This window comes from Micromonospora sp. NPDC005197, from assembly GCF_040608295.1.
Classification (GTDB): domain Bacteria; phylum Actinomycetota; class Actinomycetes; order Mycobacteriales; family Micromonosporaceae; genus Micromonospora.
On the sequence record NZ_JBEXHY010000002.1, the window covers coordinates 1 to 24,891 of the forward strand.

General features: G+C 72.4%; 22 protein-coding genes. 10 read left to right on the forward strand and 12 right to left on the reverse strand.

The window, feature by feature from the left end; genetic code table 11:
- Positions 1-115 precede the first annotated feature (115 nt).
- The 3 genes from ABZU46_RS01065 to deoC are packed head-to-tail and all read right to left on the reverse strand — an operon-like array spanning position 116 to position 3,323.
- On the reverse strand, positions 116-934 hold the full coding sequence (locus tag ABZU46_RS01065) for an aldehyde dehydrogenase family protein (RefSeq protein WP_354853953.1): 819 nt from the start codon (positions 932-934) through the stop codon (positions 116-118).
- Positions 927-2,357: an aldehyde dehydrogenase family protein gene (locus ABZU46_RS01070; RefSeq protein ID WP_354853956.1), complete on the reverse strand. Its 1,431-nt coding sequence runs from the start codon at positions 2,355-2,357 to the stop codon at positions 927-929. The genes ABZU46_RS01065 and ABZU46_RS01070 overlap by 8 nt, the downstream gene beginning before the upstream one ends.
- Positions 2,358-2,363: 6 nt before the next feature.
- On the reverse strand, positions 2,364-3,323 hold the full coding sequence (gene deoC / locus ABZU46_RS01075; protein WP_354853959.1) for a deoxyribose-phosphate aldolase: 960 nt from the start codon (positions 3,321-3,323) through the stop codon (positions 2,364-2,366).
- A 123-nt stretch (positions 3,324-3,446) separates the two neighbouring features.
- On the opposite strand from deoC, the gene upp reads away from it, so the two are divergent.
- Entirely contained in the window at positions 3,447-4,079 is a 633-nt protein-coding gene (upp, locus tag ABZU46_RS01080; RefSeq protein WP_354853962.1) for a uracil phosphoribosyltransferase, read from the forward strand.
- 74 nt (positions 4,080-4,153) lie between these two features.
- Positions 4,154-4,831: a GPP34 family phosphoprotein gene (locus tag ABZU46_RS01085; protein WP_354853964.1), complete on the forward strand. Its 678-nt coding sequence runs from the start codon at positions 4,154-4,156 to the stop codon at positions 4,829-4,831.
- A gap of 184 nt (positions 4,832-5,015) precedes the next feature.
- Here ABZU46_RS01085 and ABZU46_RS01090 read toward each other — a convergent pair whose 3' ends face one another.
- Together ABZU46_RS01090 and ABZU46_RS01095 are read right to left on the reverse strand one after the other, a co-directional pair.
- Positions 5,016-6,689 carry a phospho-sugar mutase gene (locus ABZU46_RS01090; RefSeq protein WP_354853966.1) on the reverse strand — a complete coding sequence of 558 codons (1,674 nt, stop codon included), beginning with the start codon at positions 6,687-6,689 and terminating at the stop codon, positions 5,016-5,018.
- A gap of 47 nt (positions 6,690-6,736) precedes the next feature.
- A complete protein-coding gene (locus tag ABZU46_RS01095; RefSeq protein ID WP_354853969.1) occupies positions 6,737-8,803 on the reverse strand; it encodes a serine/threonine-protein kinase in 2,067 nt (688 codons plus the stop codon).
- 206 nt (positions 8,804-9,009) lie between these two features.
- On the opposite strand from ABZU46_RS01095, the gene ABZU46_RS01100 reads away from it, so the two are divergent.
- Together ABZU46_RS01100 and ABZU46_RS01105 are read left to right on the forward strand one after the other, a co-directional pair.
- A complete protein-coding gene (locus tag ABZU46_RS01100) occupies positions 9,010-10,593 on the forward strand; it encodes a methylmalonyl-CoA mutase family protein (protein ID WP_354853972.1) in 1,584 nt (527 codons plus the stop codon).
- 472 nt (positions 10,594-11,065) lie between these two features.
- Complete coding sequence (locus ABZU46_RS01105; protein WP_354853975.1) at positions 11,066-12,325, forward strand: amidohydrolase; 1,260 nt, start codon at positions 11,066-11,068, stop codon at positions 12,323-12,325.
- Here the strand turns inward: ABZU46_RS01105 and ABZU46_RS01110 are convergent.
- The gene (locus tag ABZU46_RS01110; RefSeq protein ID WP_354854296.1) at positions 12,282-13,250 is read right to left on the reverse strand and encodes a DUF4349 domain-containing protein; all 969 of its coding nucleotides are present in this window, start codon (positions 13,248-13,250) and stop codon (positions 12,282-12,284) included. The genes ABZU46_RS01105 and ABZU46_RS01110 overlap by 44 nt on opposite strands.
- 93 nt (positions 13,251-13,343) lie before the next feature.
- On the opposite strand from ABZU46_RS01110, the gene ABZU46_RS01115 reads away from it, so the two are divergent.
- The 4 genes from ABZU46_RS01115 (at position 13,344) to ABZU46_RS01130 (ending at position 16,808) form a co-directional block, all read left to right on the forward strand.
- Positions 13,344-13,976: an MBL fold metallo-hydrolase gene (locus tag ABZU46_RS01115; protein ID WP_354853978.1), complete on the forward strand. Its 633-nt coding sequence runs from the start codon at positions 13,344-13,346 to the stop codon at positions 13,974-13,976.
- Positions 13,977-13,979: 3 nt separating this feature from the next.
- A complete protein-coding gene (locus tag ABZU46_RS01120; RefSeq protein ID WP_354853981.1) occupies positions 13,980-14,957 on the forward strand; it encodes a hypothetical protein in 978 nt (325 codons plus the stop codon).
- 98 nt (positions 14,958-15,055) lie between these two features.
- Positions 15,056-15,793, forward strand: coding sequence for a hypothetical protein (locus tag ABZU46_RS01125; protein ID WP_354853984.1), 738 nt, complete (start codon positions 15,056-15,058; stop codon positions 15,791-15,793).
- A 58-nt stretch (positions 15,794-15,851) separates the two neighbouring features.
- Positions 15,852-16,808 (forward strand): GNAT family N-acetyltransferase, encoded by a 957-nt coding sequence (locus ABZU46_RS01130; protein WP_354853987.1) that lies wholly within the window; start codon positions 15,852-15,854, stop codon positions 16,806-16,808.
- A gap of 72 nt (positions 16,809-16,880) precedes the next feature.
- Here ABZU46_RS01130 and ABZU46_RS01135 read toward each other — a convergent pair whose 3' ends face one another.
- On the reverse strand, positions 16,881-17,336 hold the full coding sequence (locus ABZU46_RS01135) for a gamma-glutamylcyclotransferase (RefSeq protein WP_354853990.1): 456 nt from the start codon (positions 17,334-17,336) through the stop codon (positions 16,881-16,883).
- A 106-nt stretch (positions 17,337-17,442) separates the two neighbouring features.
- Between ABZU46_RS01135 and ABZU46_RS01140 the strand changes: the two genes are divergently transcribed.
- Positions 17,443-18,846 (forward strand): NAD(P)H-quinone dehydrogenase, encoded by a 1,404-nt coding sequence (locus tag ABZU46_RS01140; RefSeq protein ID WP_354853992.1) that lies wholly within the window; start codon positions 17,443-17,445, stop codon positions 18,844-18,846.
- A gap of 130 nt (positions 18,847-18,976) precedes the next feature.
- Here the strand turns inward: ABZU46_RS01140 and ABZU46_RS01145 are convergent, their stop codons facing one another.
- The 4 genes from ABZU46_RS01145 to ABZU46_RS01160 all read right to left on the reverse strand — a co-directional run bounded on the left by ABZU46_RS01145 (position 18,977) and on the right by ABZU46_RS01160 (position 21,106).
- Positions 18,977-19,594 (reverse strand): DUF998 domain-containing protein, encoded by a 618-nt coding sequence (locus ABZU46_RS01145; protein WP_354853995.1) that lies wholly within the window; start codon positions 19,592-19,594, stop codon positions 18,977-18,979.
- A gap of 154 nt (positions 19,595-19,748) precedes the next feature.
- Entirely contained in the window at positions 19,749-20,081 is a 333-nt protein-coding gene (locus ABZU46_RS01150; protein ID WP_354853998.1) for a helix-turn-helix transcriptional regulator, read from the reverse strand.
- On the reverse strand, positions 20,078-20,446 hold the full coding sequence (locus tag ABZU46_RS01155; protein WP_354854000.1) for a type II toxin-antitoxin system RelE/ParE family toxin: 369 nt from the start codon (positions 20,444-20,446) through the stop codon (positions 20,078-20,080). Before ABZU46_RS01155 ends, ABZU46_RS01150 begins: the two co-directional genes overlap by 4 nt.
- A gap of 45 nt (positions 20,447-20,491) precedes the next feature.
- Positions 20,492-21,106 carry a DedA family protein gene (locus ABZU46_RS01160; RefSeq protein ID WP_354854003.1) on the reverse strand — a complete coding sequence of 205 codons (615 nt, stop codon included), beginning with the start codon at positions 21,104-21,106 and terminating at the stop codon, positions 20,492-20,494.
- 518 nt (positions 21,107-21,624) lie between these two features.
- On the opposite strand from ABZU46_RS01160, the gene thrS reads away from it, so the two are divergent.
- On the forward strand, positions 21,625-22,842 hold the full coding sequence (gene thrS / locus ABZU46_RS01165) for a threonine--tRNA ligase (RefSeq protein ID WP_354854006.1): 1,218 nt from the start codon (positions 21,625-21,627) through the stop codon (positions 22,840-22,842).
- Positions 22,843-22,899: 57 nt separating this feature from the next.
- On the opposite strand, the gene ABZU46_RS01170 is transcribed toward thrS, so the two are convergent.
- Positions 22,900-24,825, reverse strand: a complete 1,926-nt coding sequence (locus tag ABZU46_RS01170; RefSeq protein WP_354854298.1) for an ABC transporter ATP-binding protein — start codon at positions 24,823-24,825, stop codon at positions 22,900-22,902.
- Positions 24,826-24,891: the final 66 nt, after the last annotated feature.

Consider the following 24,891-nt stretch of genomic DNA (forward strand, 5'->3'; position numbering starts at 1 on the left):
GGAGCCCGCCCACGCAGGGATCAAGCCTGACCGCCCGGAGTGGGCGGGCTCCCCCGGAAAACCCACCCCGAGCGCGCGGGCTCTCCCGGAAAACCCAAAGGCCGAGGACAGACGATCACACCCCCTTGGGGTGCCACACCGTCTTGGTCTCCAGCAGCGCAGTCATCCGGGTCACGCCCGGATCGGCGGACCAGTCCGCCTCGGCCGGTCGGAGCACCCGCTTGAGGTTCTCCGCGGCCTTGACCTCCAGCTCGGTGGCGAGCGACGCGTCGGTCACCCCGGTCAGGTCGATCGCGTTGACGTCCATGTGCGCCGCCAGCGCCGGCGCGGTCTCGGTGATCGCGCCGGTGAGGATGTTGACCACCCCGCCGGGCAGGTCGGAGGTCGCCAGCACCTCGGCCAGCGTCACCGCCGCCAGCGGCTCCGACGGCGAGGCCGCCACCACCACGGTGTTGCCGGTGACGATCGCCGGGGCGATCACGCTGACCAGGCCGAGCAGCGCCGGGCGCTCCGGGGCGACCACGGCGACCACGCCGGTCGGCTCCGGCGCGGAGATGTTGAAGTACGGGCCGGCGACCGGGTTGGCGCCGCCGTACACCTGGGCGAGCTTGTCGGCCCAGCCGGCGTACCAGACCCAGCGGTCCACCGCGGCGTCCACCTCGTCGCCGGGGATGCCCAGGGCGACGAACTGCTCGCGGCGGCCCTCCAGCATCTCGGCGGCCCGGTAGAGGATCTGACCCCGGTTGTACGCGGTCGCGCCGGCCCAGCCCTTGACGGCGGCGCGGGCGGCGACCACCGCGTCCCGGGCGTCCTTGCGGGAGGCCAGTGACACATTCGAGGACTGCACGAGATACGACCGTCCCGACTCGCTGCGCGGGAACTTCCCGCCGATGAAGAGCTTGTACGTCTTGCGTACCGCGACCCGCTCAGACATTCAGGTACCCCTCCAGCCCGTGCCGGCCGCCCTCGCGACCGTAGCCCGACTCCTTGTAACCGCCGAACGGCGAGGTGGGGTCGAACTTGTTGAACGTGTTGGCCCAGACGACGCCGGCGCGCAGCCGGTCGGCCATCCACAGGATGCGCGAGCCCTTGTCGGTCCAGATGCCCGCCGACAGCCCGTACGGAGTGTTGTTGGCCTTCTCGACGGCCTCGGCCGGCGTGCGGAAGGTGAGCACCGACAGCACTGGGCCGAAGATCTCCTCGCGGGCGATGCGGTGGGCCTGGGTGACGCCGGTGAAGATGGTGGGCGCGAACCAGAAGCCCCGGTCGGGCAGGTCACACGGCGGTGACCAGCGCTCGGCGCCCTCGGCGGAGCCGGCGTCGGACAGCTCGCGGATCCGCTCCAACTGGGCGGCGGAGTTGATCGCGCCGACGTCGGTGTTCTTGTCCAGCGGGTCGCCGACGCGGAGCTGAGCCATCCGCCGCTTCAGCGACTCCAGCACAAGGTCGGCCACGTTCTCCTGGACGAGCAGGCGGGAGCCGGCGCAGCAGACGTGCCCCTGGTTGAAGAAGATGCCGTTGACGATGCCCTCGACGGCCTGGTCGATCGGCGCGTCGTCGAAGACGATGTTGGCGGCCTTGCCGCCCAGCTCCAGGGTGAGCTTCTTGCGGGTGCCGGCGACGGACCGGGCGATGGCCCGGCCGACCTCGGTGGAGCCGGTGAAGGCGACCTTGTCCACGCCGGGGTGCTCGACCAGGGCGCGGCCGGTGTCGCCGGCGCCGGTGACGATGTTGACCACGCCGGCCGGCAGGTCGGCCTGCTGGCAGATCTCGGCGAACAGCAGCGCGGTCAGCGGGGTGGTCTCGGCGGGCTTCAGCACCACCGTGTTGCCCGCGGCGAGCGCCGGGGCGATCTTCCACGCGAGCATGAGCAGCGGGAAGTTCCACGGGATGACCTGCGCGGCCACGCCGATCGGCTGCGGGTCGGGCCCGAAGCCGGCATGGCCCAGCTTGTCGGCCCAGCCGGCGTAGTAGAAGAAGTGCGCGGCGACCAGCGGCAGGTCGACATCGCGGGATTCGCGGATCGGCTTGCCGTTGTCCAGCGACTCCAGGACGGCCAGCTCGCGGGAGCGTTCCTGGATGAGCCGCGCGATCCGGTACAGGTACTTCGCCCGGTCGCGGCCCGGCATCGGACCCCAGACCTTGTCGTACGCCTGACGGGCGGCGCGGACCGCGCGCTCCACGTCCTGGGCGCCGGCCTCGGCGATCTCGGCCAGCACCTCCTCGGAGGCGGGGTTGATCGACTTGAAGCTGCCGCCGTCGGTCGGGTCGACGAACTTACCGTCGATGAACAGCCCGTACGAGGGCTTGAGGTCCACCACCGAGCGGGACTCGGGGGCGGGGGCGTATTCGAACATCGGCTATCAGTCCAGGGTGAAGTAGTCGGGACCGGAGTAGACCCCGGTCGTCAGCTTGGTGCGCTGCATGAGCAGGTCGTTGAGCAGGCTGGACGCGCCGAAGCGGAACCAGTCCGGGTCGAGCCAGTCCGCGCCGACGGTCTCGTTGACCATCACCAGGTACTTGATGGCGTCCTTGGTGGTCTTGATGCCACCGGCCGGCTTCACGCCGACCTGCCGCCCGGTCGCCGCCCGGAAGTCGCGAACCGCCTCCAGCATCACCAGCGTCACCGGCAGCGTCGCCGCGACGGGGACCTTGCCGGTGGAGGTCTTGATGAAGTCGCCGCCGGCCAGCATGGCCAGCCAGGAGGCCCGGCGCACGTTGTCGTAGGTGGCCAGCTCGCCGGTCTCCAGGATCACCTTGAGGTGGGCGTCTCCAGACGCCTCCTTGGTGGCCACGATCTCGTCGTAGACCTCCTTGTAGCGCCCAGCCAGGAACGCGCCCCGGTTGATCACCATGTCGATCTCGTCGGCGCCGGCCGCGACGGCGGCCCGGGTGTCGGCCAGCTTGATCTCCAGCGGCGCCTGACCCGACGGGAACGCGGTCGCCACGCTGGCCAGGTGCACGCCTGAGCCGCGCAGCACCTCGGCGACGTACGGGACCATCGCCGGGTAGACGCAGACCGCGCCGACGTGCGGGCAGGACGGGTCGGCCGGGTCCGGGCGCAGCGCCTTCGCGGCCAGCGCGCGCACCTTGCCGGGGGTGTCCGCCCCCTCCAGGGTGGTCAGGTCGACCATCCGGATCGCCAGGTCGATCGCCTGGGCCTTGGCGGTGGTCTTGATGGATCGGGTGCCGAGCTGTGCCGCCCGCTGCTCCGCGCCGACCTGGTCCACGCCGGGCAGGCCGTGCAGGAAGGTCCGCAGAGCGGTCTCGGATCGTCCCAGCTCGGAGAGGTCCGACCGGGCCGACGTCGTTGTCGCCGTCATGCCGAGAAGTCTACGCACGGAACCGCTGAGTGATCTTGGTCACGGTGGGCCCGACGTGAGCGGCGTCGCCGGTACGACCGCACCCGCACCAGCACGCCGAACGGCCCGGTAGGTTGAGCGATCGTGGACGTACACGTCATTGACCACCCGCTGGCCCAGTCCAGGTTGACCGCCATGCGGGACGCGCGCACCGATTCCTCGACGTTCCGGGCGGCGCTGCACGAACTGACCACCATGCTGGTGTACGAGGCGGCGCGCACCTTCCCCGTCGAGCGGTACCCGGTGCAGACGCCGGTCACCGCCACCGAGGGCACCCGGCTGGCGAACCCGCCGCTGCTGGTGCCGGTGCTGCGGGCCGGCCTGGGCATGGCGGACGCCGCGCTCGGCCTGCTGCCCGAGTCCTCGATGGGCTTCGTCGGCCTGGCCCGCGACGAGGAGACCTACGAGCCGCGCGCCTACATGGAGTCGCTGCCGCGCGACCTGACCGGCCTGCCGGTGCTGGTGCTCGACCCGATGCTGGCCACCGGCGGCTCGCTGGAGCACTGCTGCCGGCTGCTGGCCGATCGGGGCTGCACCGACATCACCGTGCTCTGCGTGCTCGCCGCGCCGGTCGGCATCGAGCGGCTGGAGCGCTCCGGCCTGCCGTTGCGCCTGGTCACCGCCGCGATCGACGAGGGCCTCAACGACCGCATGTTCATCGTTCCCGGGCTCGGTGACGCCGGTGACCGCCAGTTCGGCGGCATGCCCCGGTTCTGATCTTCCACCCGGTCCGTGCCGGGTAACGGCGGGTCCGCGCGCGGTGGTGCGCGGACCCGCTACCGTCTCGGGCCATGACTGGTGTTGCGCTCGCCGAGGAGCTGCTGCTCCTCGCCTACGACGACTCGACCGGTAAGGCGACCATGCCGCGGATCAGCCTGGACCTGGGCATGGCGGCCGCGGTGCTGGTCGAGCTGGCACTGGCCGGCCGGATCGCGTACGCCGACGGGAACCTGACCGTCGTCGACCCGACGCCCACCGGCGAGCCGGTCACCGACGAGGTGCTCGGGCGGATCGCCGCCGACACCCCGCACACCCCGGCCTCGTGGGTGCAGCGCCTGCGGCACGGCCTGCGCGACCGCATCCTCGGTGACCTGTGCGCCCAGGGCGTCGTGCAGGACGTCGACGAGACCGAGTTGGGCTTCATCCACGTACACCGGTATCCGGTGGTGGACACCTCCGTCGAGGCGGACACCCGCCAGCGGCTGACCGAGGCGCTGACCGGCGCGGCGGCCCCGGACGAGCGGACCGCCGCGCTGGCCACCCTGGTCGTGGTGCTGCGGATGGAGTCCGCGCTGGGCATGAGCGGCGAGGACGTCGCCGACGCCCGCCGCCGGCTTCAGGAGATCGCCACCGGCGCCGGCTTCTCCGGTGACGTCAGCATCGACGACTCGGTGGTCCGCCCGTCGGTGGGCCTGGTCGTCGCCGCGTTGGGCATCGCCGTCGACCAGGCCCTCGGCCCGCGCCGCTGACCCGCGAGCGGAGGTTCCCCGAGGTGCGACCGGGCGTCGGCCTGGCCCTCCTGCTGCGTGTCCTTTGCTCTGCTTCACCGGAGGCAACAGTCCGGGCCGGTTTTCGTAGCGTGGGTTGAAGCAGAGCAAAGGAAACAGGCAGGGGGCGGGCGGCCGGGTGGTCGGCCCCGGCGTGGCCCGTCGGTCAGAGCCCCAGAGCTGTGGCGATCTCGCCGCGCACGGCGGCCACCGCCTGCGCCGCCCGGCGGCGGGCGGTGGGGACGTCACCGTCCACGACCGGCTCCACCACCTCGAGGTACGCCTTGAGCTTCGGCTCGGTGCCGGAGGGCCGGATCACCACCCGGGCCCGTGCGGTGCGCAGGATCACCACGTCCGCCTCGGGCAGCAGGTCCCGGACGCTGTCGACCGGCTGTCCCAGCAGCGTGGTCGGGGTGGCCGCCCGGATCCGGGCCATCGCGTCGGCGATCTCCCGCAGGTCGTCCACCCGTGCGGAGAGCTGGTCGGTGTGGTGCACGCCGAACTCGGCGGCCAGCTCGTCCAGCCGGTCGGTCAGCGTACGACCCTGCGCCTTGAGGCCGGCGGCCAGCTCGGCCACGGTCAGCGCTGCGGTGATGCCGTCCTTGTCCCGGACGTGCTCCGGGGCGACGCAGTAGCCGAGCGCCTCCTCGTAGCCGAAGACCAGCGGCGCGCTCCCGCCGCCGGCCCGGACGATCCACTTGAACCCGGTGAGCGTCTCGTCGTAGGGCAGGCCCCGGGCCGCGCACATCGCCCGCAGCAGGGACGACGAGACGATGGTGGTGGCGTAGAGCCCGGTCACTCCGCGTCGCATCAGGTGGTCGGCGAGCAGCACGCCCACCTCGTCGCCGCGCAGCATCCGCCAGTCCTGCCCGTCTTCGCCTTCCCGGACGACCACCGCGCAGCGGTCCGCGTCCGGGTCGTTGGCGATGGCGAGGTCCGCGCCGGTGGCGTCGGCCAGCGCGATCAGCCGGTCCACCGCCCCCGGCTCCTCCGGGTTGGGGAACGAGACGGTGGGGAACTCCGGGTCCGGCTCGGCCTGGTCGGGCACCACGCCGGGGATCGGAAAACCGGCCCGGACGAACGCCGCCGTGAGCACCGCCGCACCCACCCCGTGCAGCGGGGTGTACGCCACCGACAGGTCCCGCGGCCCGTCCGGGTCGATCACGGCGGTGGCCCGCTCGACGTACGCGGCGACGAGGTCGTCCCCGAGCACCTCGCCGGGCCGGCCCAGCGGCACCTGGGTCAGCGGACCGACCGCCCGGATCGCGGCCTCGATGCCGGCGTCGGCCGGCGGCACGATCTGCGCCCCGGCGCCCAGCTCACCGCCCAGCTCCGCACCGAGGTAGACCTTGTAGCCGTTGTCCTGTGGCGGGTTGTGGCTGGCCGTGACCATGACACCGGCGACCGCGCCGAGCTGGCGCACCGCGTACGCCAGCACCGGGGTGGGCAGCGGGCGGGGCAGCAGCAGCGCCGGTCGGCCGGCGCCGGTGGCCACCTGGGCGGTGCGCTCGGCGAACTGGCGGGAGCCGTGCCGGGCGTCGTACCCGATCACCAGGGGGCCGGTGCCGCCCTGGGCGGCGAGCCAGCCGACCAGCCCGGCGGCGGCCTGGGTGACCACGGCGAGGTTCATGCCGTTCGGGCCGGCGCGCAGCGGGCCGCGCAGGCCGGCGGTGCCGAAGGTCAGGGGACCGGCGAACCGGTCGGCCAGCTCCGGTGCGCTCGCCGGCAGCCGGTCGAGCACCGCCGTCAGCTCGTCCCGGCTGGCGGGGTCGGGGTCGTCGGCCAGCCAACGTCGGGCTTGCTCGCGAATGTCGTTGATGTCAGTGGTGTCCGCCGCCATGCCCCTTGATAGCACGGCGGCGGATCACCGCTGTCGGTTCCCTCGGCTCAGCCGTCGCCGGTGAGCTGGAACGTGCGCACCATCTCGTCGAAGATCGGCTTGCTCTCGGCGAACTTGGCGTCGTTCGCGGTGAGGTAGAACGAGTACGCCTTGCCGTCCTGCGCCACGCCGCGCCAGATGCCGTGCCGCATGGCGTCGCCCGTGCCGCAGGTGTACTCGAATTCGGCGGCCGGCTTGTCGGCCAGCTTGGTCTCCGTCGACGCGACCTGCGCGTACGGCTTCACGCAGGAGGTGCTCCGGGTCTTCAGGCCGTTCTCGGCCGTCTCGGCCCACCGGGTGGAGCTGCTGGACCACTTCTCGGTGATGATGCGCACCTTGCGGCCGCTGTCCTCCGGGTCGATGTAGTCGGTGTACGAGCCGCCGGTGGCCTTCTTCCAGCCCTTGGGCACCATGACCTGGATGCCGCGGGCCGTGTGCTCCTGCATCTCGACACCCGAGGCTGCGGGCGCGGACGGGGTGGGCTGCGCCTGCGGGGCGCTCGGGGCGGGGTCGTCGCCGCTGGAGAGCGCCACGATGCTGATCAGCAGTACCACGGCCAGGCCGCCGGCCGCGGCGAGCTGCACCTTGCGCGGCCAGCCCTTCACTGTGGTGACGAGCTGGCCCCCGGTGGCGCGGACCTTGTCCAGGGCGCCGCCGCCGGAAGCGGTGGACGGCGTCGTCCAGGGCTGGCCGGTGCCCGGCACCGACCACTGGTTGCCGCCGCCGTAGGTGCTGCCGCCGATGCGCTGGGTGGCCTCGGGCGCGCCGTAGCCGACCGGCTGTGTCGCGTCGGGCCGGTTGCCGTAGGTGACCCGCTGGGTGGCATCGGGGTGGGCGCCGGCATCCACCCGCTGGGTGGCGTCCGCGCTGCCGCCATAGGTGCGCCCGGCGGCGGGACGGCCGGCGGTGGGCATCGCGCCGGTCGGCGTGTGCAGCGGACCGGCGAGCGCGTCGGCGCTGGTCTCGTCCAGCGCGGCGGCAGCGGTGGCGGCTGCGCTGGCCGGCTGCGGACGTTCGCCCCGGCGCAGCGCGGCCAGTCGGTTGGTCAGCGACTCGCCCGGGGCCAGCATGGCCCGGCCGCCGATCTGGTCCTCCGGCTTCGGCTCCGGCTGGGCCGGCTGGTGGACGGGGGCCGGGCGCTGCTGCACGGGCACCACGGCGTACGGGTCGGTGACCGAGTGCACGGCGGTGGCGGTGCTGCCCAGCGGGCCGGCGAGCAGTTCGCGGAGCATGGCCCGGGAGGTGTGCACGTCCAGTCGGCGGGCCGGGTCCTTCTCCAGCAGACCCATCAGCACCCGGGTCAGGGCGCCGCTGCGCTGCGGCGGGGCCGGCGGGTCCTCGACGACGGCGTGCATGGTCTCGATCGGGTCGCCCTTGTCGAACGGCGGACGCCCCTCGACGGCCGTGTAGAGCGTCACACCCAGCGAGAAGAGGTCGCTCGGCGGGCCGAACTCCTGGCCCATGGCCCGCTCGGGCGAGATGAAGTGCGGTGAGCCGAGCACCATGCCGGGGGTGGTGAGCTGCACGTCGGTGGGCATCCGGGCGACACCGAAGTCGGTCAGCACGCAGCGCCCGTCGGAGCAGATCAGCACGTTGGCCGGCTTGACGTCGCGGTGCAGCACGCCGATGGCGTGCGCGACCTCCAGCGCGCCGAGCAGCGCGATGCCGATCTTGGCGACCGCGCGGGGCGCGACCGGACCGTCCTCGATGACCATGTCGGCGAGGCTGCGGGCGTCCAGCAGCTCCATGACGATCCAGGGCCGACCGGCCTCGGTGACCACGTCGTACACCTGCACCACGGCGGGGTGCTGGATGGCGGCGGCGGCGCGGGCCTCGCGCAGCGTCCGCTCGTACATGGCGTCGCGGTCGCTGGGCGCCAGGCCCGGGGGAAGGACGACCTCCTTCACCGCCACGTCGCGGCGCAGCAGGGTGTCTGTGGCACGCCACACCGTGCCCATGCCGCCGTTGCCCACCGCGGACCGCAGCGAGTACCGGCCACCGATGGTGGTGCCGGGCGCTGCTCGTCCGCTGGCGGGACTTACCTGTCCGCCGCTCCACGTCGGGATCTGAGTCACAGAAAAGCCACCGGGGGAAATCGAGGGGGGCTGGGACACAACCCCCCTATCTTGCTGGTTCCGACGCCCGATGCGAAAGCCGACGCGGCGGACGTTTACCGAAGTCCACAGATCGTGCCCAACCGTTCACCTCCCGTCGAGGTGTCGGGACGCACTGTGCGGTATCCCTCACCCGACCATGAGCCGGCGCGTCCTACCATCCGGGGATGAGTGAACGGCGGTCAAGCGAGTCCGGTTTCCCGATCAAGGGCGTCTACACGGCGGCCGACCTTCCGGAGGACCTGGACTCCCGGCTGGGCGGCCCGGGCGAGTTCCCGTACACGCGAGGGGTCTACCCCACGATGTACACCTCCCGCCCGTGGACCATGCGCCAGTACGCCGGCTTCGGCACCGCCACCGAGTCCAACGCTCGTTACCACCAGTTGTTGCGGGCCGGCACCATGGGTCTCTCGGTCGCCTTCGACCTGCCGACCCAGATGGGGTACGACTCCGACGACCCGATCGCGCACGGCGAGGTCGGCAAGGTCGGGGTGGCCATCGACTCCATCGAGGACATGCGGCTGCTCTTCGCCGACATCCCACTGGACAAGGTGTCCACCTCGATGACGATCAACGCTCCCGGCTCGGTGCTGCTGCTGCTCTACCAAATCGTCGCCGAGGAGAACGGGGTGCCGGGCTCGGCGCTCAACGGCACCATCCAGAACGACATCCTCAAGGAGTACATCGCCCGCGGGACGTACATCTTCCCGCCGAAGCCGTCGCTGCGCCTGGTGGCCGACACCTTCGCGTACTGCCGCAAGGAGGTGCCGAAGTGGAACACGATCTCCATCTCCGGCTACCACATGGCCGAGGCCGGCGCGACGCCCGCGCAGGAGATCGCGTTCACGCTGGCCAACGGCATGGAGTACGTCCGGGCCGCGCTGGCCGCCGGGCTCGCGGTGGACGACTTCGCGCCCCGGCTGTCGTTCTTCTTCGTGGCCCGTACGACGCTGCTGGAGGAGGTGGCGAAGTTCCGCGCCGCCCGGCGGATCTGGGCCCGGCTGATGCGTGACGACTTCGGCGCCAAGGATCCGAAGTCGATGATGCTGCGCTTCCACACCCAGACCGCCGGTGTGCAGCTCACCGCCCAGCAGCCGGAGGTGAACCTGGTCCGCGTCGCGGTGCAGGGCCTGGCCGCGGTGCTCGGCGGCACCCAGTCGCTGCACACCAACAGCTTCGACGAGGCGATCGCGCTGCCCACCGAGAAGGCCGCCCGGCTCGCGCTGCGCACCCAGCAGGTGCTGGCGTACGAGACGGACCTGACCGCCACCGTCGACCCGTTCGCCGGCTCGTACGTGGTGGAGGCGATGACCGCCGAGCTCGAGGCCGCCGCCGTGGAGCTGATGGAGCGGGTGGCCGACCACGGCTCGGCCGTCGACGCGATCGAGGCCGGGTTCCAGAAGCGGGAGATCGAGCAGTCCGCGTACCGGATCGCCCAGGAGATCGACTCCAGCGAGCGGGTGGTGGTGGGGCTCAACCGGTTCACGATCGACGAGGAGGAGCCGTACGAGCCGCTGCGGGTCGACCCGACGATCGAGGCCGCGCAGGCCGAGAAGTTGGCCCGGCTGCGCGCCGAGCGGGACGCCGACGCGGTGACGCGTGCCCTCGCCGAGCTGCGGGCCGCCGCCGAGGGCTCGGACAACGTGCTGTACCCGATGAAGGAGGCGCTGCGGGCCCGGGCCACGGTGGGCGAGGTCTGCGGGACGCTGCGCGAGGTGTGGGGGCTGTACCGCCCCACCGACCGGTTCTGACCGACCGGTTCTGACCGACCGGTTCTGACCGAGACGCCCCCGGGTGTGTCCGCCCGGCTTCGGGGGTACGCCGACGGGATGCGTGCCGCAACGCACACGGTGTGCGGTCGGGATGGGCGGACGTATGTGAGCGTCCTTGTCCGGCCCGTTGCGGAGCGTGGTCGTCTTATTGTCGGAGTGTCAGTTCATCACCCCGACTAATGCGACAATTCGCAGAGCGGGTCCAGGGGCCGTAGCGCGATTCGTGGCCGCCCGGTCTGGTTACGCGTTGTAGGAGGTGAGGGGGCAGATGACGGCGTTCGAACGCGATCTACCTGCGGTCCCGCACCTTGACGTGCGCCCTCAGCAGGGCATACGTGACGCTACGCGGTCCGATCATCACCGTAACGAGGTTGCGCAGCGTCACCGCCGGAGGTCTAGGCTGTCTGCTGTCCCCGATGATCCATCCATCTCTAGTGATCGAGAATTCGACGTGACGAGTGCGTTGACGCTGCCCACGGGCGGCCAGCTGGCGTCGTCCTGGCCGGAGACTCCGCCCGGGTCCCAGCCCCTGCCCCGCGACCTGGACCACCTCCTCGCCCTTCGGGTACCGGGGCTCATCGCCACGCGCCGTCACCTCCACTCGCACCCCGAGTTGTCCGGTACGGAATTCGAGACGGCGGCCCTCATCGCCCGGGAGCTCTCCCTGGCCGGCCTGCACCCTCGGCTGCTGCCCAAGGGCAACGGCGTGATCTGCGACGTCAACGGCCGTCCCGACGGCCCGATCATCGCGCTGCGCGCCGACATCGACGCCCTGCCGCTCGACGACCCCAAGGACGTGCCGTACCGCTCCACCGTCGAGGGCGTCTGCCACGCCTGCGGCCACGACGTGCACACCTCGATCCTGCTCGGCGTCGGCATGCTGCTGGCCCAGCTCGCCGACCTCGGCGAGCTGGACGGCCGGGTCCGGCTCATCTTCCAGCCGGCCGAGGAGATCCTGCCCTGCGGTTCGCTGGAGGTCATCGAGGCCGGCGGCCTGGACGACGTCGTGCAGATCTTCGCGCTGCACTGCGACCCGAACCTGCCGGTGGGCCAGGTCGGCCTGCGGGTCGGCCCGATCACGGCGGCCGCCGACAACGTCACCGTCCGGCTCTCCGGGCCGGGTGGGCACACCGCGCGCCCGCACCTGACCGTCGACCTGGTCGACGCCCTCGGCCGGCTGATCACCGAGGTGCCGGCCCTGGTCAGCCGCCGGGTGCCGGCCAACAGCGGGCTGCTGCTGGTGTTCGGCCACGCCTCGGCCGGCACCCGTTACAACGTCATCCCCTCCGAGGCGTCCGCCTCGGGCACGCTGCGCGTCATGGACCGCGACACCTGGGAGCAGGCTCCCAAGATCGTGGCTCAGGTGGTGCGGGACGTGATCGCCCCGACCGGCGCCACCGTCGACCTGGAGTACCTGCGCGGCCGGCCGCCGGTGAGCAACGACTCCCGGGCGATCCAGGTGCTGACCGCCGCCACCGGCGCCGCGCTCGGGCCGGAGGGGATCGCCGAGACGCCCCAGAGCATGGGCGGCGAGGACTTCTCCTGGTATCTGGAGTACGTCCCCGGCGCTCTCGCCCGCCTCGGTGTGGGCCGTACCGGGCCCAACGTCGACCTGCACCGCGCGTCCTTCGACGTGGACGAGCGGGCCATCCCGGCCGGCGTACGCGTCATGGTGCAGACCGCGCTGCGGGCACTGGCGGCGGCGCGCTGACTCCAGCGCCGAGCGCTGGCGTCTTCCGTCGCCGGCTCAGCACCAGCAGCAGGATAGCCAGCGGTACGCCGAACGCCACCAGCCACGGCAGCAGCGCGCCCAGGACGGTGAGCAGGATCGTCATCGAGGAGACGAACGCCTCCCAGCCCCCCTTGAGCCCGACCAGGAAGCCGGTCTCGGCCTTCTCCTCGCTGGTCTTCGCCGCCGGCCCGGCCAGTGACACCGTGATCGTGGACAACGCGGTCAGGTCGGCCAGCCGCCGCTTCTTGGCCTCCAGCGAGGCCAGGTCCGCCTCCCGGCGACCCAACTCGTTCTCCAACGACACCAGGTCGGTGATCGAGTTGGCGCGGGCGAGCAGCCGCCGTGCGCTGTCCACGCGCGCCCGCTGAGTGATGATCCGGGCCTCCAGGTCGACGGTCTCCTCGGTGACGTCCTGGGTGTTGATCTCCCGGTTCTGCTGCCGGCCGAGCTTCGCGACCTCCTCCACGACCCCGGCGAACTTCGCCGCCGGGACTCGCAGCTGCAACTCCGCCACGGCGTCGGCCTCGGCGCTGCGCCGCTGGTCGCCGCCGATGAAACCACCGGCCCGGGTGACCACGGCGCTGACCTCACGGGCGGCGTCGTCCACATTGGCGACCTGCACCCGCATCGATCCGGTGTAGATGATCGCCCGCTGGTCGACCCGCAGGTCCGGAGCACCGGCGCCGGCGCCGGCCGCCCCCGCCGCGTCCGCGCCGCTGTCCTTGTCGGCCGCCCCGCCCGCCGCGGCGGGCGCCTCGGCCGCCGAACCCGCCGAGTCCGCCGAGCCGCTGTCGCCGGCACCGCATCCCGCCAGGGCCAGCGCCGCCGCAAGTGTGACCGCCGCCAGTAGTGCGCCGCGGCGTCGTCCTTCTCGTCCGTCCATCCCCGCTCCCATCGTCGTCAGCTTCAGTGGCGATAGCTCGGACGCGACGCGCCCGCCGGCTGGTTCCGGCAGACTGCGCTGAGGACATCACGATTCGACAGCCGAGGAGTCACGATGCGGCTCACCAAGTACGCCCACTCCTGCCTCCGGGTGGAACACGACGGGGGAGTGCTCGTCGTCGACCCCGGGGTGTTCAGCGACCCCGCGACGGCGTTGGACGGTGTGGACGCGGTGCTGATCACCCACCAACACCCCGACCACCTCGACCTCGCCGCGCTGCGCCTGCAACTGGACCGGCAGCCGTTCGCGATCCACGGGCCCGCTTCGCTCGCCGAGGCCCTCGGCGACGCGGCCGAGGCGTTGCGCCCGGTCAGCGCCGGTGAGTCGTTCACCGCCGCCGGGGTCGCCATCCGCGCGTACGGCGGGCGGCACGCCGTGATCCACCCCGACATCCCGGTGGTGGACAACCTCGGCTACCTGATCAATGACGTGGTCTACCACCCCGGAGACTCCCTGGTGGTGCCCGACGAGACGCCCGTCGACACGCTGTTCGCGCCGATCCACGCCCCCTGGTCGAAGTTCTCCGAGGTGGTCGACTTCATCCGCGCGGTCGCGCCGCGGCGCGCGTACGCGCTGCACGACGCGTTGCTCAACGACAACGGGCTGGCCGTGCTCGACCGGCAGTACGCCGCGCTGTCCGGCACCGACTACCAGCGCCTGGAGCCCGGTAGCCGGGTGGACGTCTGACCGATGCCGGGCCCCTCCGCGGAGCTGGTGCAGCAGCTCTACCGCACTCCACCGGACCGGTTCGTGGCCGCTCGGGACGCCGCGGTGGCCGAGGCTCGCCGGGCCGGCGACCCGACCACCGCCCGGGAGCTGGCCCGGCTGCGTCGCCCCACGGTCGCCGCCTGGCTGGTGAACCTGCTCGCCATCCGACGCCCCGAGCTGGTCGCCGACCTGGTCCACCTCGCCGACGCCCTGCGAGCCGCCCAGCGGGAGCTGCGCGGGCCCCGACTGCGGGAGCTGTCCGCCCAACGCCGGGCGGTGGTCGGGGCCCTGGTCGCCGAGGTCCGCAAGCTCGCCGCGGCGGAGCCGGAGGCCCCTCCGGCCGGCCGACTCCCACTGGCCGAGGTGGAGGCGACCCTGAACGCGGCGCTCTCCGACGCCGAGGTCGCCGAGCAGGTCCGGACCGGGCGCCTGCTCCGCTCGGCCAGCTACGCCGGCTTCGGTGAGGTGCCCCGACCGCAGCTGCGGCTGGTCACCGGCGACGAGGAGGAGCCGGAGGCCCAGCGCCCTGCCCGCCGGCCGGGCGCCCAGCGCGAGGGTCGCGAGCCGGCCCCCGACCGGGCCGGGGAGCGGGCCGCGCAGGCCGAGCGTGCGGCGCAGCGGGCGGCTCGGGCCGAGCGAGCCCGACGCCGCCGGGCACTGGACCGCGAGTTGGACCGCGCCCGGGCCGACCAGCAGCGGGCCGAGGACGAGTTGACCGAGGCGACCGGGCAGGAGCGCGACGGCGCCGCCGTACTCGACGGGATCGAGACCGAGCTGGCCGAGCTGGAGCGACGGCGGGCGGTCGCCGAGCAGGACCTCAGCCGGGCCAAGCTGGTCCGGCGGGCGGCCGAGCGGGCGGTGACGGTGGCCCGGCGGCGCTCGGGTGAGGTCGAGGCCGCCGTCGAGGCACTGGCGGCCGAAGAGGGGGATGCGGACGCGGGCGGTGGCGCGGCAGACTGACCATCGATGGACGACGACGAGCGGGCGGGCCGTCCGGGGCCGGCCGTCCCCGACCGGAACGCCGCCGCCGTGCCGCGACCCCCGCAGGCGGCGCCTCGATGACGCCGGAGCAGATCGCCGCCGCCAGCAAACCCGTGATCCTCGATCTCGGCGACGGATTCAGCAGGTGCCCGAGCACGCTGCGCCGGGCCCGGCAGCTCGGCATCTCCGGCTGGGCCTTCTACATCACCGGTCGGGCCGGCGCACTCGGTGACGTACGGGCGGAGACGGCCGCCGCGGCCATCGGCTTCGTCGCACCGGACGCCGTCGCCGACGGCTGGGACGCCGCCGCGCGGGTCCTGAGGCCGGCCGAGGTGGCCGCCGCGAGTCTCGTCGAGTGCTGCCGGTGGGGGACGCAGCAGCTGGCGGTGCTGCCGGAGGCCGAGCGCCTGGCCGGCCTCGTCGAGCGGGCGGTGGCCGCCGCGGACGCCAGCGGCATGCCGCTCTTCGCCGCGTGGCGAGCCATGCCGCTGCCAGATCTCTCCCCGGGCGCCCGGAGCGCCGCCGGGCTGCGACTGCTGCGGGAACACTTCACCGGCGCCTACCTGCTGGCGGTGCGCGCCGCCGGCATGACCCCGCTGGAGGCGGTGCTGGCCGGGCCGGAGGGGGAGGCCGGCGCGGTGGCGTGCGGTTGGCCGCCGCCGTACCCGCCGGTCGGGCCGTTGGTGCGTCGGCGGCTCTGGGCGGAGGCGGTGACCAACCGGCTGGCCGCACCGGCGTTCGCGGCGCTCGGCCCCGCCGACGGCGCCGAGCTGGTGGAGCTGCTGCACCGCACCCGCGCCGGCCTCGCCGGCTGAGCATCCCGGGGCGAAATCGGGCGGCGTCGTCGGCCGGCAGCTGCCAGGATGTTCTGCCGTGACTCTTCCCGCTGGCTGGACCACACGCCGCCCCACCCTCGACGACGTGCCGGCGATCCTCGCGGTGGTGCACGCGGCCGACACCTTCGCCATCGGCCACCCCGACTTCGACGCCGAGGACGTCGAGCAGTCGCTGACGGCCCCCAGCTTCGACCCGACCCGGGACTCCTGGCTGGCGCTCGACCCGGACGGCACCGTGGTCGCCTGGGCGACGGTGGACAACCCGACCGGGGTCGGCCGGGAGTTCGTGGAGGTCTACGTCGACCCGGAGCGGGCCGCCACCCTCCGCGCGCCACTGCTGGCCCGTCAGCTCGACCGGGTCGCCGAGCGCGCCGCCGAGCGGCGACTGCCGGCGCTCACCGTCCGGTGCGCGGTGTTCGCCCCGGAACGCGAATGGGCCCGGGACCTGCGCGCCGCCGGGTTCACCGTGGCCAAGCGGTACGTCCGGATGCGCCGCCCGCTGGCCGACCTGCCGACCGAGCCGTCGCCGCCGCCCGGGGTCACGGTGCGGCCGGTCCGCCCGGACGAGGCCGAGCTGCGGGAGTTCCACCGGATCCACGACGTCGCGTTCGGCGACACCCCGGATCACGAGCCGCTGTCGTACGAGCGGTGGCGGGCCCGGATCGGTGACGCGACCGCCTGGGACGAGTGGTTCGTCGCCGAGGTCGACGGGGTGCTCGCCGGCGCGTTGCAGTCCTCCGACCAGGCGCTCGACCAGCAGCAGGGCTGGGTGAAGCGTTTGTCGGTGCTGCCCGCGTACCGTCGGCGGGGTGTGGGTGCGGCGCTGTTGCGCCGCGCGTTCGCCCGCTACGCCCAGAAGGGGCGGGAGTCGGCCGGTCTGGGAGTGGACCTCACCAACCCGACCACCCCGCTGTCGCTGTACGAGTCGGTGGGCCTGCGGGAAACCCTGTGGACCGACATGTACGAACGGGTCGTCCCCGCCGCCGGTGTGTGATTGACGACGCCGGCCGGGCCCGACGGGCACTCGGGTCGGCGACGGTTGCAGACTGGGGGCGTGGGATACGCGCTACGGGGACGCGGTGGCGGTGGGACGGGACCGCAGCTCGGTGACGTAGTCGTCCGGCGCACCCGCCTTCTCGGCGGCGTTCGCGATCTCGGACAGGTACCAGGAGGTCGGCAATCCGCCCTCGTACCCGTCGAACACGTAGACCCACGCGGTCACGTCGCCGTCGAGGGTCGAGATCCGCACGTGCAGCTTGCGGTACGTGCCGGCGGTCACCCCCTCGATCTCGTCGAGCTGGGCGGCGTCGTACGGGTGGATGTCGTAGATCGCCACGAACACCCGGTCGCCGGGGGACTCGACGACGGTGCTCACCGCGCCCTCCCAGCCGATCACGTCCGCTCCGGCGAAGGTCAGCCGCCACCCCTCCAGCCAGCCGGTGCCCACCATGGGCGAGTGCGGGCAGTAGGCCCGCATCCGGGCCGGGTCGAGGTTTGAGCCGTAGGCGGCGTGATGACGCACGGCGATGACGATAGCCCGGCGGGCCGGTGGGGGAGAATACGACCGTGCGTGTCGGACGCGTTCGGGAAAAGAAAGTCACTGTGAGCATCAACGAAGGGCGAACGCTGTGAGCCGGATCGTGATCATCGGCGGTGGGCCGGCCGGGTACGAGGCGGCGTTGGTCGCCGCCCAACTGGACGCCGATGTCACCGTGGTCGAGGCCGACGGCGCGGGCGGGGCCTGCGTGCTCTCCGACTGCGTACCGTCGAAGACGTTCATCGCCAGCTCTCAGGTGGTCACCGGTTACCGGGACACCGAGGAGTTCGGGGTGCACTCGGACGGCCTGGAGGCGGTCACCGTCGACGCGCAGGCCGTGCACGACCGGGTCAAGCGTCTGGCGCTGGCGCAGTCCGCCGACATCCACGCCAAGCTGCTCAAGGCCGGGGTCACCTTCGTGGCCGGCACCGCCCGACTGGGCGAGGATGCCCTCGGGCACACCCACCGGGTCGTCGTCACCCCCGCCGACGGGGGCGAGGAGTACTCGATCGCCGCGTCCACCGTGCTGGTGGCCACCGGCTCGACACCCCGCCAGTTGCCCACCGCCGTGCCCGACGGCGAGCGCATCCTGACCTGGCGTCAGGTGTACGACCTGCCGGAGCTGCCCGAGCACCTGATCGTGGTCGGCTCCGGCGTGACCGGCGCCGAGTTCGCCAGCGCGTACCTGGCGATGGGGGTCGAGGTCACCCTGGTCTCCAGCCGGGACCGGGTGATGCCGCACGAGGACGCCGACGCGGCGTCGGCCATCGAGCGGGTGTTCCGCAACCGGGGCATGAACATCCTCAACAACTCCCGCGCCGACGCGGTCCGGCGTACCGCCGACGGGGTGGAGGTGGAGCTGTCCGACGGTCGCAAGGTCACCGGCTCGCACGCGCTGATCGCGGTCGGCTCGATCCCCAACACCGCGAACCTGGGCCTGGCCGAGTACGGCGTGGAGCTGGGCCGGGGCGGCTACGTCACGGTCGACCGGGTCTCCCGGACGAACGTGCCCGGCATCTACGCGGCGGGTGACTGCACCGGCGTGCTGCTGCTGGCGAGCGTGGCCGCCATGCAGGGCCGGATCGCGATGTGGCACGCCCTCGGCGAGGCCGTCCGTCCGCTGCGGTTGCGGACCGTCGCGGCGAACGTCTTCACCGACCCGGAGCTGGCCACCGTGGGCGTCTCGCAGGACGAGGTGGACGCGGGCAAGGTGCCGGCCCGGCAGGTGATGCTGCCGCTGTCCGGCAACGCGCGGGCCAAGATGGACGACCTCTCCGACGGCTTCGTGAAGCTGTTCTGCCGGCCGGCGAGCGGCCAGGTGGTGGGCGGCGTGGTGGTCGCCCCGAAGGCCAGCGAGCTGATCCTGCCGATCACCATGGCCGTGGAGAACAACCTGACGGTCAACGAGTTGGCGCAGACGATCACCATCTACCCGAGCCTGTCCGGCTCGATCACCGAGGCAGCCCGCCAGCTCATGCTCCACGAGCTGGAGTGACGGCGGCGGGCGCTCAGTCCCAGAAGCACTCCAGCTGCCCAACTAGCAGGAGTAGTAGACCGATCGCAAGGCCGATCGGCCGGTCCCTGATGCCCACCACGCCCACCCTTCGTCGTCTGGGCGTGGGAGCTTAGCCGGCGACGACCCGGGTCGATGATCCGGAGCGCGCGAGGACGAGTGCCACTGCGGTGAGCACACCGACCTCGGTGAGAATGAGCAGCCGCTCGGCCAGTCCGATCAACACGCGCTCCCCGGGGTAGGCCGACCACATCATGGCTGCGGCCAGGACGAGACTGGCCACTGCCAACCCGCGCAGCCACCGGGCGGCCGGTGTCAGCTGGTCCCGGCGGGCCAGCAGCCAGCCGCCGGCCGGCAGCGCCAGGAAGGCGACCACCGACGCGTACCGGTGGAGGTAGGCGGCGGTGGTCATGGCGGTGCCCGGCTCGTTCGTCGGCACCACGGCGGCCAGCAGCAGCCCCGCCACCCAGGCGCCGAGTAGCAGCTCGACCGCTCGACTGGGCGGCGGGCCGGTGCGGCGCAGCCCGTACATCACTGCCACGGTGGCGAGCGCCAGCACGACCATGGCGACGTCGATGACGCCGCCCCGGTCGGAGACCGCGAAGTCGCTGATGGTCAACGCCCACGGGTTGAGGTCGTCGTTGACTTCGAGGTGACCGATGACGGTGAGCAGCGCCGCCACGGCGATCCCGCTGAGGGCCACCACACCGGTGTTCCGGGTTCCAGGCATGCCTCAGCCTGTCGCCGCGAACACCCCAGCCAGATCCGGGACCGTCACTGACTTGGCCCCCAAACCCCACCCCTAGAGGCCCCCGCGGCCTGTCCAAGATCTACCCGCCGAGCGTCTCGCGCTACCACTGCGGGCCGGCCCCGGTGGATCGGACCTAGGCGACGTTCAGTTGGATATTCCCGATCCGGGCGACGACGTCGAGGTGGCCGCCCAGGCCAGTGACGTATGCACGAAGGGTGTCCAGGCTGGTGTGCTCGCCGTTCTCGATCTGGCTGATCCTGGCCTGGGTCAACCCTGCGGCCTCGGCCAGTTGAGCCTGGGTCATCCCCAGGTGCTTGCGGATCTCCGCCAGTTGCGCGCCGCTGACCAGTGCCAACATATGTTCACGGTGCTGAGCCCGGCGGGCGACCCGGTCCGGATGTTCCCAGGACGGATCAAGTTCTCGAGCCCTGGCCCGGACGTCCCGCCAGTCCACTCCGTCGGTCATCTCTGTGTGTCCTTCAGCCTCGAGAGGTGCTCCTGGAATCGGTCATCCGCCAACGGGACCGCCGCCTTGTACCAACTCTGCCACTGGCCTGACTTGTCGCCAGCGACCAGGAAGACTGCTTCCCGAATCGGATCAAAAGCGAAGATCATGCGGATCTCGGTGGAACCGGCCGAGCCGGGTCTCAACTCCTTCATGTGGTGGAAGATGCTGCCTTTGAGGCGGTCGACCAGGGGGCGTCCAAGAGCGGGGCCGTGTTCGGCGAGGAGGTCGATGGCCTCGCTGACGAGGTCGGCGCTGGCAGGTTCCGTCTCGCAGAGGTGGAGAAACCACTTCTCGACCTCGGGATGAAGTTTGACCTCCCACATGGCGTCAATATAAGTCCAGCTTATACTCGGCCAGTCTCGCGACACTCAGTCGAGCGGGACTTCGGCGGCGGTGCGGGCGTGGCGGGCGCTGACCAGGGTCATCGCCCATCCGGCTGCGGCGAAGCCGGCCGCCGCGGCGGTGGCGATGATGGCCAGCCGCCAGGCCGACTCGGTCAGCGCGGTGCCGCCCAGGTGCCCGACCAGCGCCCCGTAGGTGGCCCAGCCCAGCGCGGCGATCGTCTCGTAGAGCGCGAACAGCCGGTACGGATACCGGCTGCGGCCGGCCGAGAAGCAGGCCGCCATGCGCCCGCCGGGCACGAACCGGCAGAGCAGAATGACCAGCGGGCCGGGTTGGCGTAATCCCTGCGTGACCCGGCTCGCCATCCGGCGGGCCCGGCTGGGTTCGGCGTGCCGGGGCGCCCGCCGGTCCGGTGCGCCACGGCCGAGCAGGTAGCAGGCGAGGTCTCCGGCGAACACGCCGAGCGCGCCGACGGCGATGGTGACCGGCAGGCTGAGGCCGCCGTACACGGTCAGCGCGCCGCTGGTGATCATGACGATCTGGGTGGGGATCACCGGCACGAAGGCGTCCGCGATCAGCAGGCCGAGCAGCACCAGGTACGCCCACGTCGGCGACGCGACGTCAGTCAGTAGTTCGGGCACGCCTGCCACCTCGCCGGATGCGGCCGATTGGGTGTCTCGAGCCTGACGGCGTGTCCGGCGTCACCGTGGACAGCCCCGTCCCGTCGTGACCGTCGACACCACGGGGCCACCCCGTTCCAACGAGGCGAACCGCCCTCGGGTGACGGCTCGGCGGCTGTCCCACGGCGGCCCGAGGCGGTCGGCGGATCGGCGTCCCTCGGCGTACCGTGGGCGGCGCGGCCCAGCACGTCGGGTCCCCCGTTCCTGACGATTCGGGTCGCCCAGGGCCGCCGGCGGGTCCCGCGCCGGCGGCCCGTCCCCTCTCCCACCGCCGCAAATCCGGGTGCGTCCTCGACCGCCCGAGCGATAGCGTCGCCAAATGCGCAGCGCGGTAGTGATGACGACGACGCCGGGTGTCCCCGGCGTGCCGCTCTGACGTAACCACCGTCGACCAGGCCCCGGGGCGATCCGCCCCCGAGGGCCGCGCGGCGTTCGGTGTCCAGGTCGCCTCCGGGTCGTCCCCGATCCAGGAGCCCGACATGATCGACCACCGCAAGCTCGGCCGTGAGCTGGAGCTGTTCGTCTCCGATCCGCTGGCCGGCGCCGGCCTGCCCATCTGGCTGCCGGCCGGCGCCGCCGCCCGGCACGCCGTCGAGGAGTACGTCCGGGACCTGGAGCGTCGCTCCGGCCACCAGCACGTCTACTCGCCGCCGCTGGGCAAGCGCGAACTCTTCGAACTCTCCGGCCACCTGGGCTACTTCGCCGACGACATGTTCCCGCCGATGCGGCTCAGCGCCGACGACGAGTTCGTGCTCCGCCCGGCGCTCTGCCCGCACCACGCGCTGGTGTTCCGCGCCCGGGGCCGCTCCTACCGGGAGTTGCCGCTGCGGATCGCGGAGCTGGGCGGGATGTACCGCTCGGAGCGCTCCGGCGTGCTCGGCGGGCTGTCCCGGGTACGTGCCATCTCGCTCAACGACGCGCACACCTTCTGCGCCCCGGACCAGGTCGGCGCGGAGGTCGTCGAGATCCTCCGGCTGATGCGCGCGGCGCACTCCGCGCTTGGCGTCCGTCCGGCGGGGTTCCGGCTGTCGCTGCGCGGGCCGGGCGGGAAGTACGTCGGCGACGACGCCCAGTGGGCCCGCGCCCAGGACCTGCTCCGCGGCGCGTTGGCCGGGGTGGAGTACGTCGAGGCCCCCGGAGAGGCCGCCTTCTACGGCCCGAAGATCGACATTCAGATCGTCGACGCGGCCGGCCGCGAGTCGACCATCTCCACCATCCAGGTGGACTTCGACAAACCGGAGAAGTTCGACCTGTCGTACACCGATTCCGACGGCAGCAGGCGTCGGCCGGTCATGCTGCACCGCAGCCTGGTCGGCAGCATGGAGCGGCTGTTCGCGTACCTCATCGAGGTGCACGAGGGCGCGTTCCCGGCCTGGTACGCGCCCGTCCAGCTGGTGTTGCTGCCGGTGGACGACGGGCAGGCCGACGCGGCGGCGGAACTGGCCCGGCGGGCCGTCGACGCCGGCCTGCGGGTCGAGGTCGACGCCGCCGGCTCGCTGGGCGCCCGGGTACGGGACGCGACCCGCCGCCGCGTCCCGTACCTCGGGGTGCTGGGTGCCCGGGAGGCGGCCGACGGCGCACTCGCGCTGCGCCTGCGCGACGGCCGCTCCCTGGCCCCGATGCCCGCCGCCGCCATGCTCGCCCTGATCGGCCGGCAGGTCGCCGCCCGCGCCGCCGACCTGCTCCCGGCGGACTGATCCGCCCACCGGGCTGAGGTGGACCGTCGATCGTGTGGCGCGCACGGCGGTCCGCCCTCAGACCGAGGCCGGCTGGGCCCCGGCGGGCGCGGCTGGTTCCTCGTCGACCGCGGCGCCGTTGAACTGCGAGCGGTAGAGCCGGTGGTACGCGCCGTGGGCGGCGAGCAACTGCTCGTGGGTGCCCTGCTCGACGATGCGGCCGTTCTCCATCATCAGGATCAGGTCGGCGTCGCGGATGGTGGAGAGCCGGTGCGCGATGACGAAGCTGGTCCGGTCCGAGCGCAGCGCCGCCATCGCCCGCTGGAGCAGCACCTCGGTGCGGGTGTCCACCGAGCTGGTCGCCTCGTCCAGGATCAGCAGGGACGGCTCGGCGAGGAACGCCCGGGCGATGGTGATGAGCTGCTTCTCGCCGGCGCTGACATTGCTGCCCTCCTCGTCGATGACCGTGTCGTAGCCATCGGGAAGGCTGCGCACGAACCGGTCCACGAAGGTGGCCCGGGCCGCGGCGATGATCTCCTCCTCGGTCGCGTCCGGCCGGCCGTACGCGATGTTGTCGCGGATGGTGCCGCCAAAGAGCCAGGTGTCCTGCAGCACCATGCCGATCCGTCCGCGCAGGTCGTCGCGGCGCATCGCGGTGATGTCCACCCCGTCGAGGGTGATCCGGCCGGCGTCCAGCTCGTAGAACCGCATGATCAGGTTGACCAGGGTGGTCTTGCCGGCACCGGTCGGGCCGACGATGGCCACCGTGTGCCCGGGCTCGGCGACCAGCGACAGGTCGTCGATCAGCGGCTTGTCCGGCGTGTACCGGAAGGAGACGTGCTCGAACTCGACCCGGCCGTGCGGGTCGACGACCCGGGCCGGCTGGGCCGGGTCGGGGCTCTGCTCGTCGGCGTCGAGCACCGCGAAGACCCGCTCGGCCGACGCCACCCCGGACTGGAGCAGGTTCGCCATCGAGGCGAGCTGGGTCAGCGGTTGGGTGAACTGGCGGGAGTACTGGATGAACGCCTGCACGTCGCCCAGGCTCATCGTGCCGGAGGCCACCCGCAGTCCGCCGACCACGGCGATGGCCACGTAGCTCAGGTTCCCGATGAACATCATCGACGGCATGATGATCCCGGAGATGAACTGGGCGCCGAAGCTGGCCCGGAACAGCTCCTCGTTCTTCGCGTGGAACGCGGCCTCCACCTCGCGCTGCCGGCCGAAGACCTTCACCAGCTCGTGACCGGTGTACGCCTCCTCGATCTGGCCGTTCAGCTCGCCGGTGTGCTTCCACTGGGCGATGAACTGCTTCTGCGAGCGCTTGGCGATGCGCTGGGTGACCAGCACCGACAGCGGGACGGCGACCAGAGCCACCAGGGCCAGCAGCGGGGAGATCCAGAACATCACGGCCAGCACGCCGATGACGGTCAGCAGCGAGGTGAGCAGCTGGCTCAAGGTCTGCTGGAGGCTCGTCGAGATGTTGTCGATGTCGTTGGTGACCCGGCTGAGCAGCTCACCGCGGGGCTGCCGGTCGAAGTAGGGCAGCGGCAGCCGGTTGAGCTTCTCCTCCACCTCGGCGCGCAGCCGCAGCACGGTGCGCTGCACCACCCCGTTGAGCAGCCAGCCCTGCCACCACGACAGCACGCTCGCCGCCAAATAGAGCCCGAGCGCCAACAGCAGCACCCGGCCCAGGGCGCCGAAGTCGATGCCCACTCCGGGCACCACGTCCATCCGGGCCAGCATGTCGGCGAAGCTCTCGTTGCCGCTGGCCCGCGCCGCCGCGACGGCCTGTTCGGTGGTCGTGCCCGGGGCCAGTCGCCGACCGATCACCCCACTGAAGATCAGGTCGGTGGCGTGGCCGAGGATCTTCGGGCCGGCCACGCTGAACCCGACGCTCACCACGGCGAGGGTGATGATCGCGGTCAGGTGCAGGCGGTGCGGGCGCAGCCGACCGAGCAGCCGTCGGGCCGACGGCCCGAAGTTCATCGACTTCTCGGCCGGCATCCCCGCGCTCATCCAGGGCGGGCCGCCGGCCGGCCGGCCGGCCGGCAGCCGCTTCGGCGTCGCCGC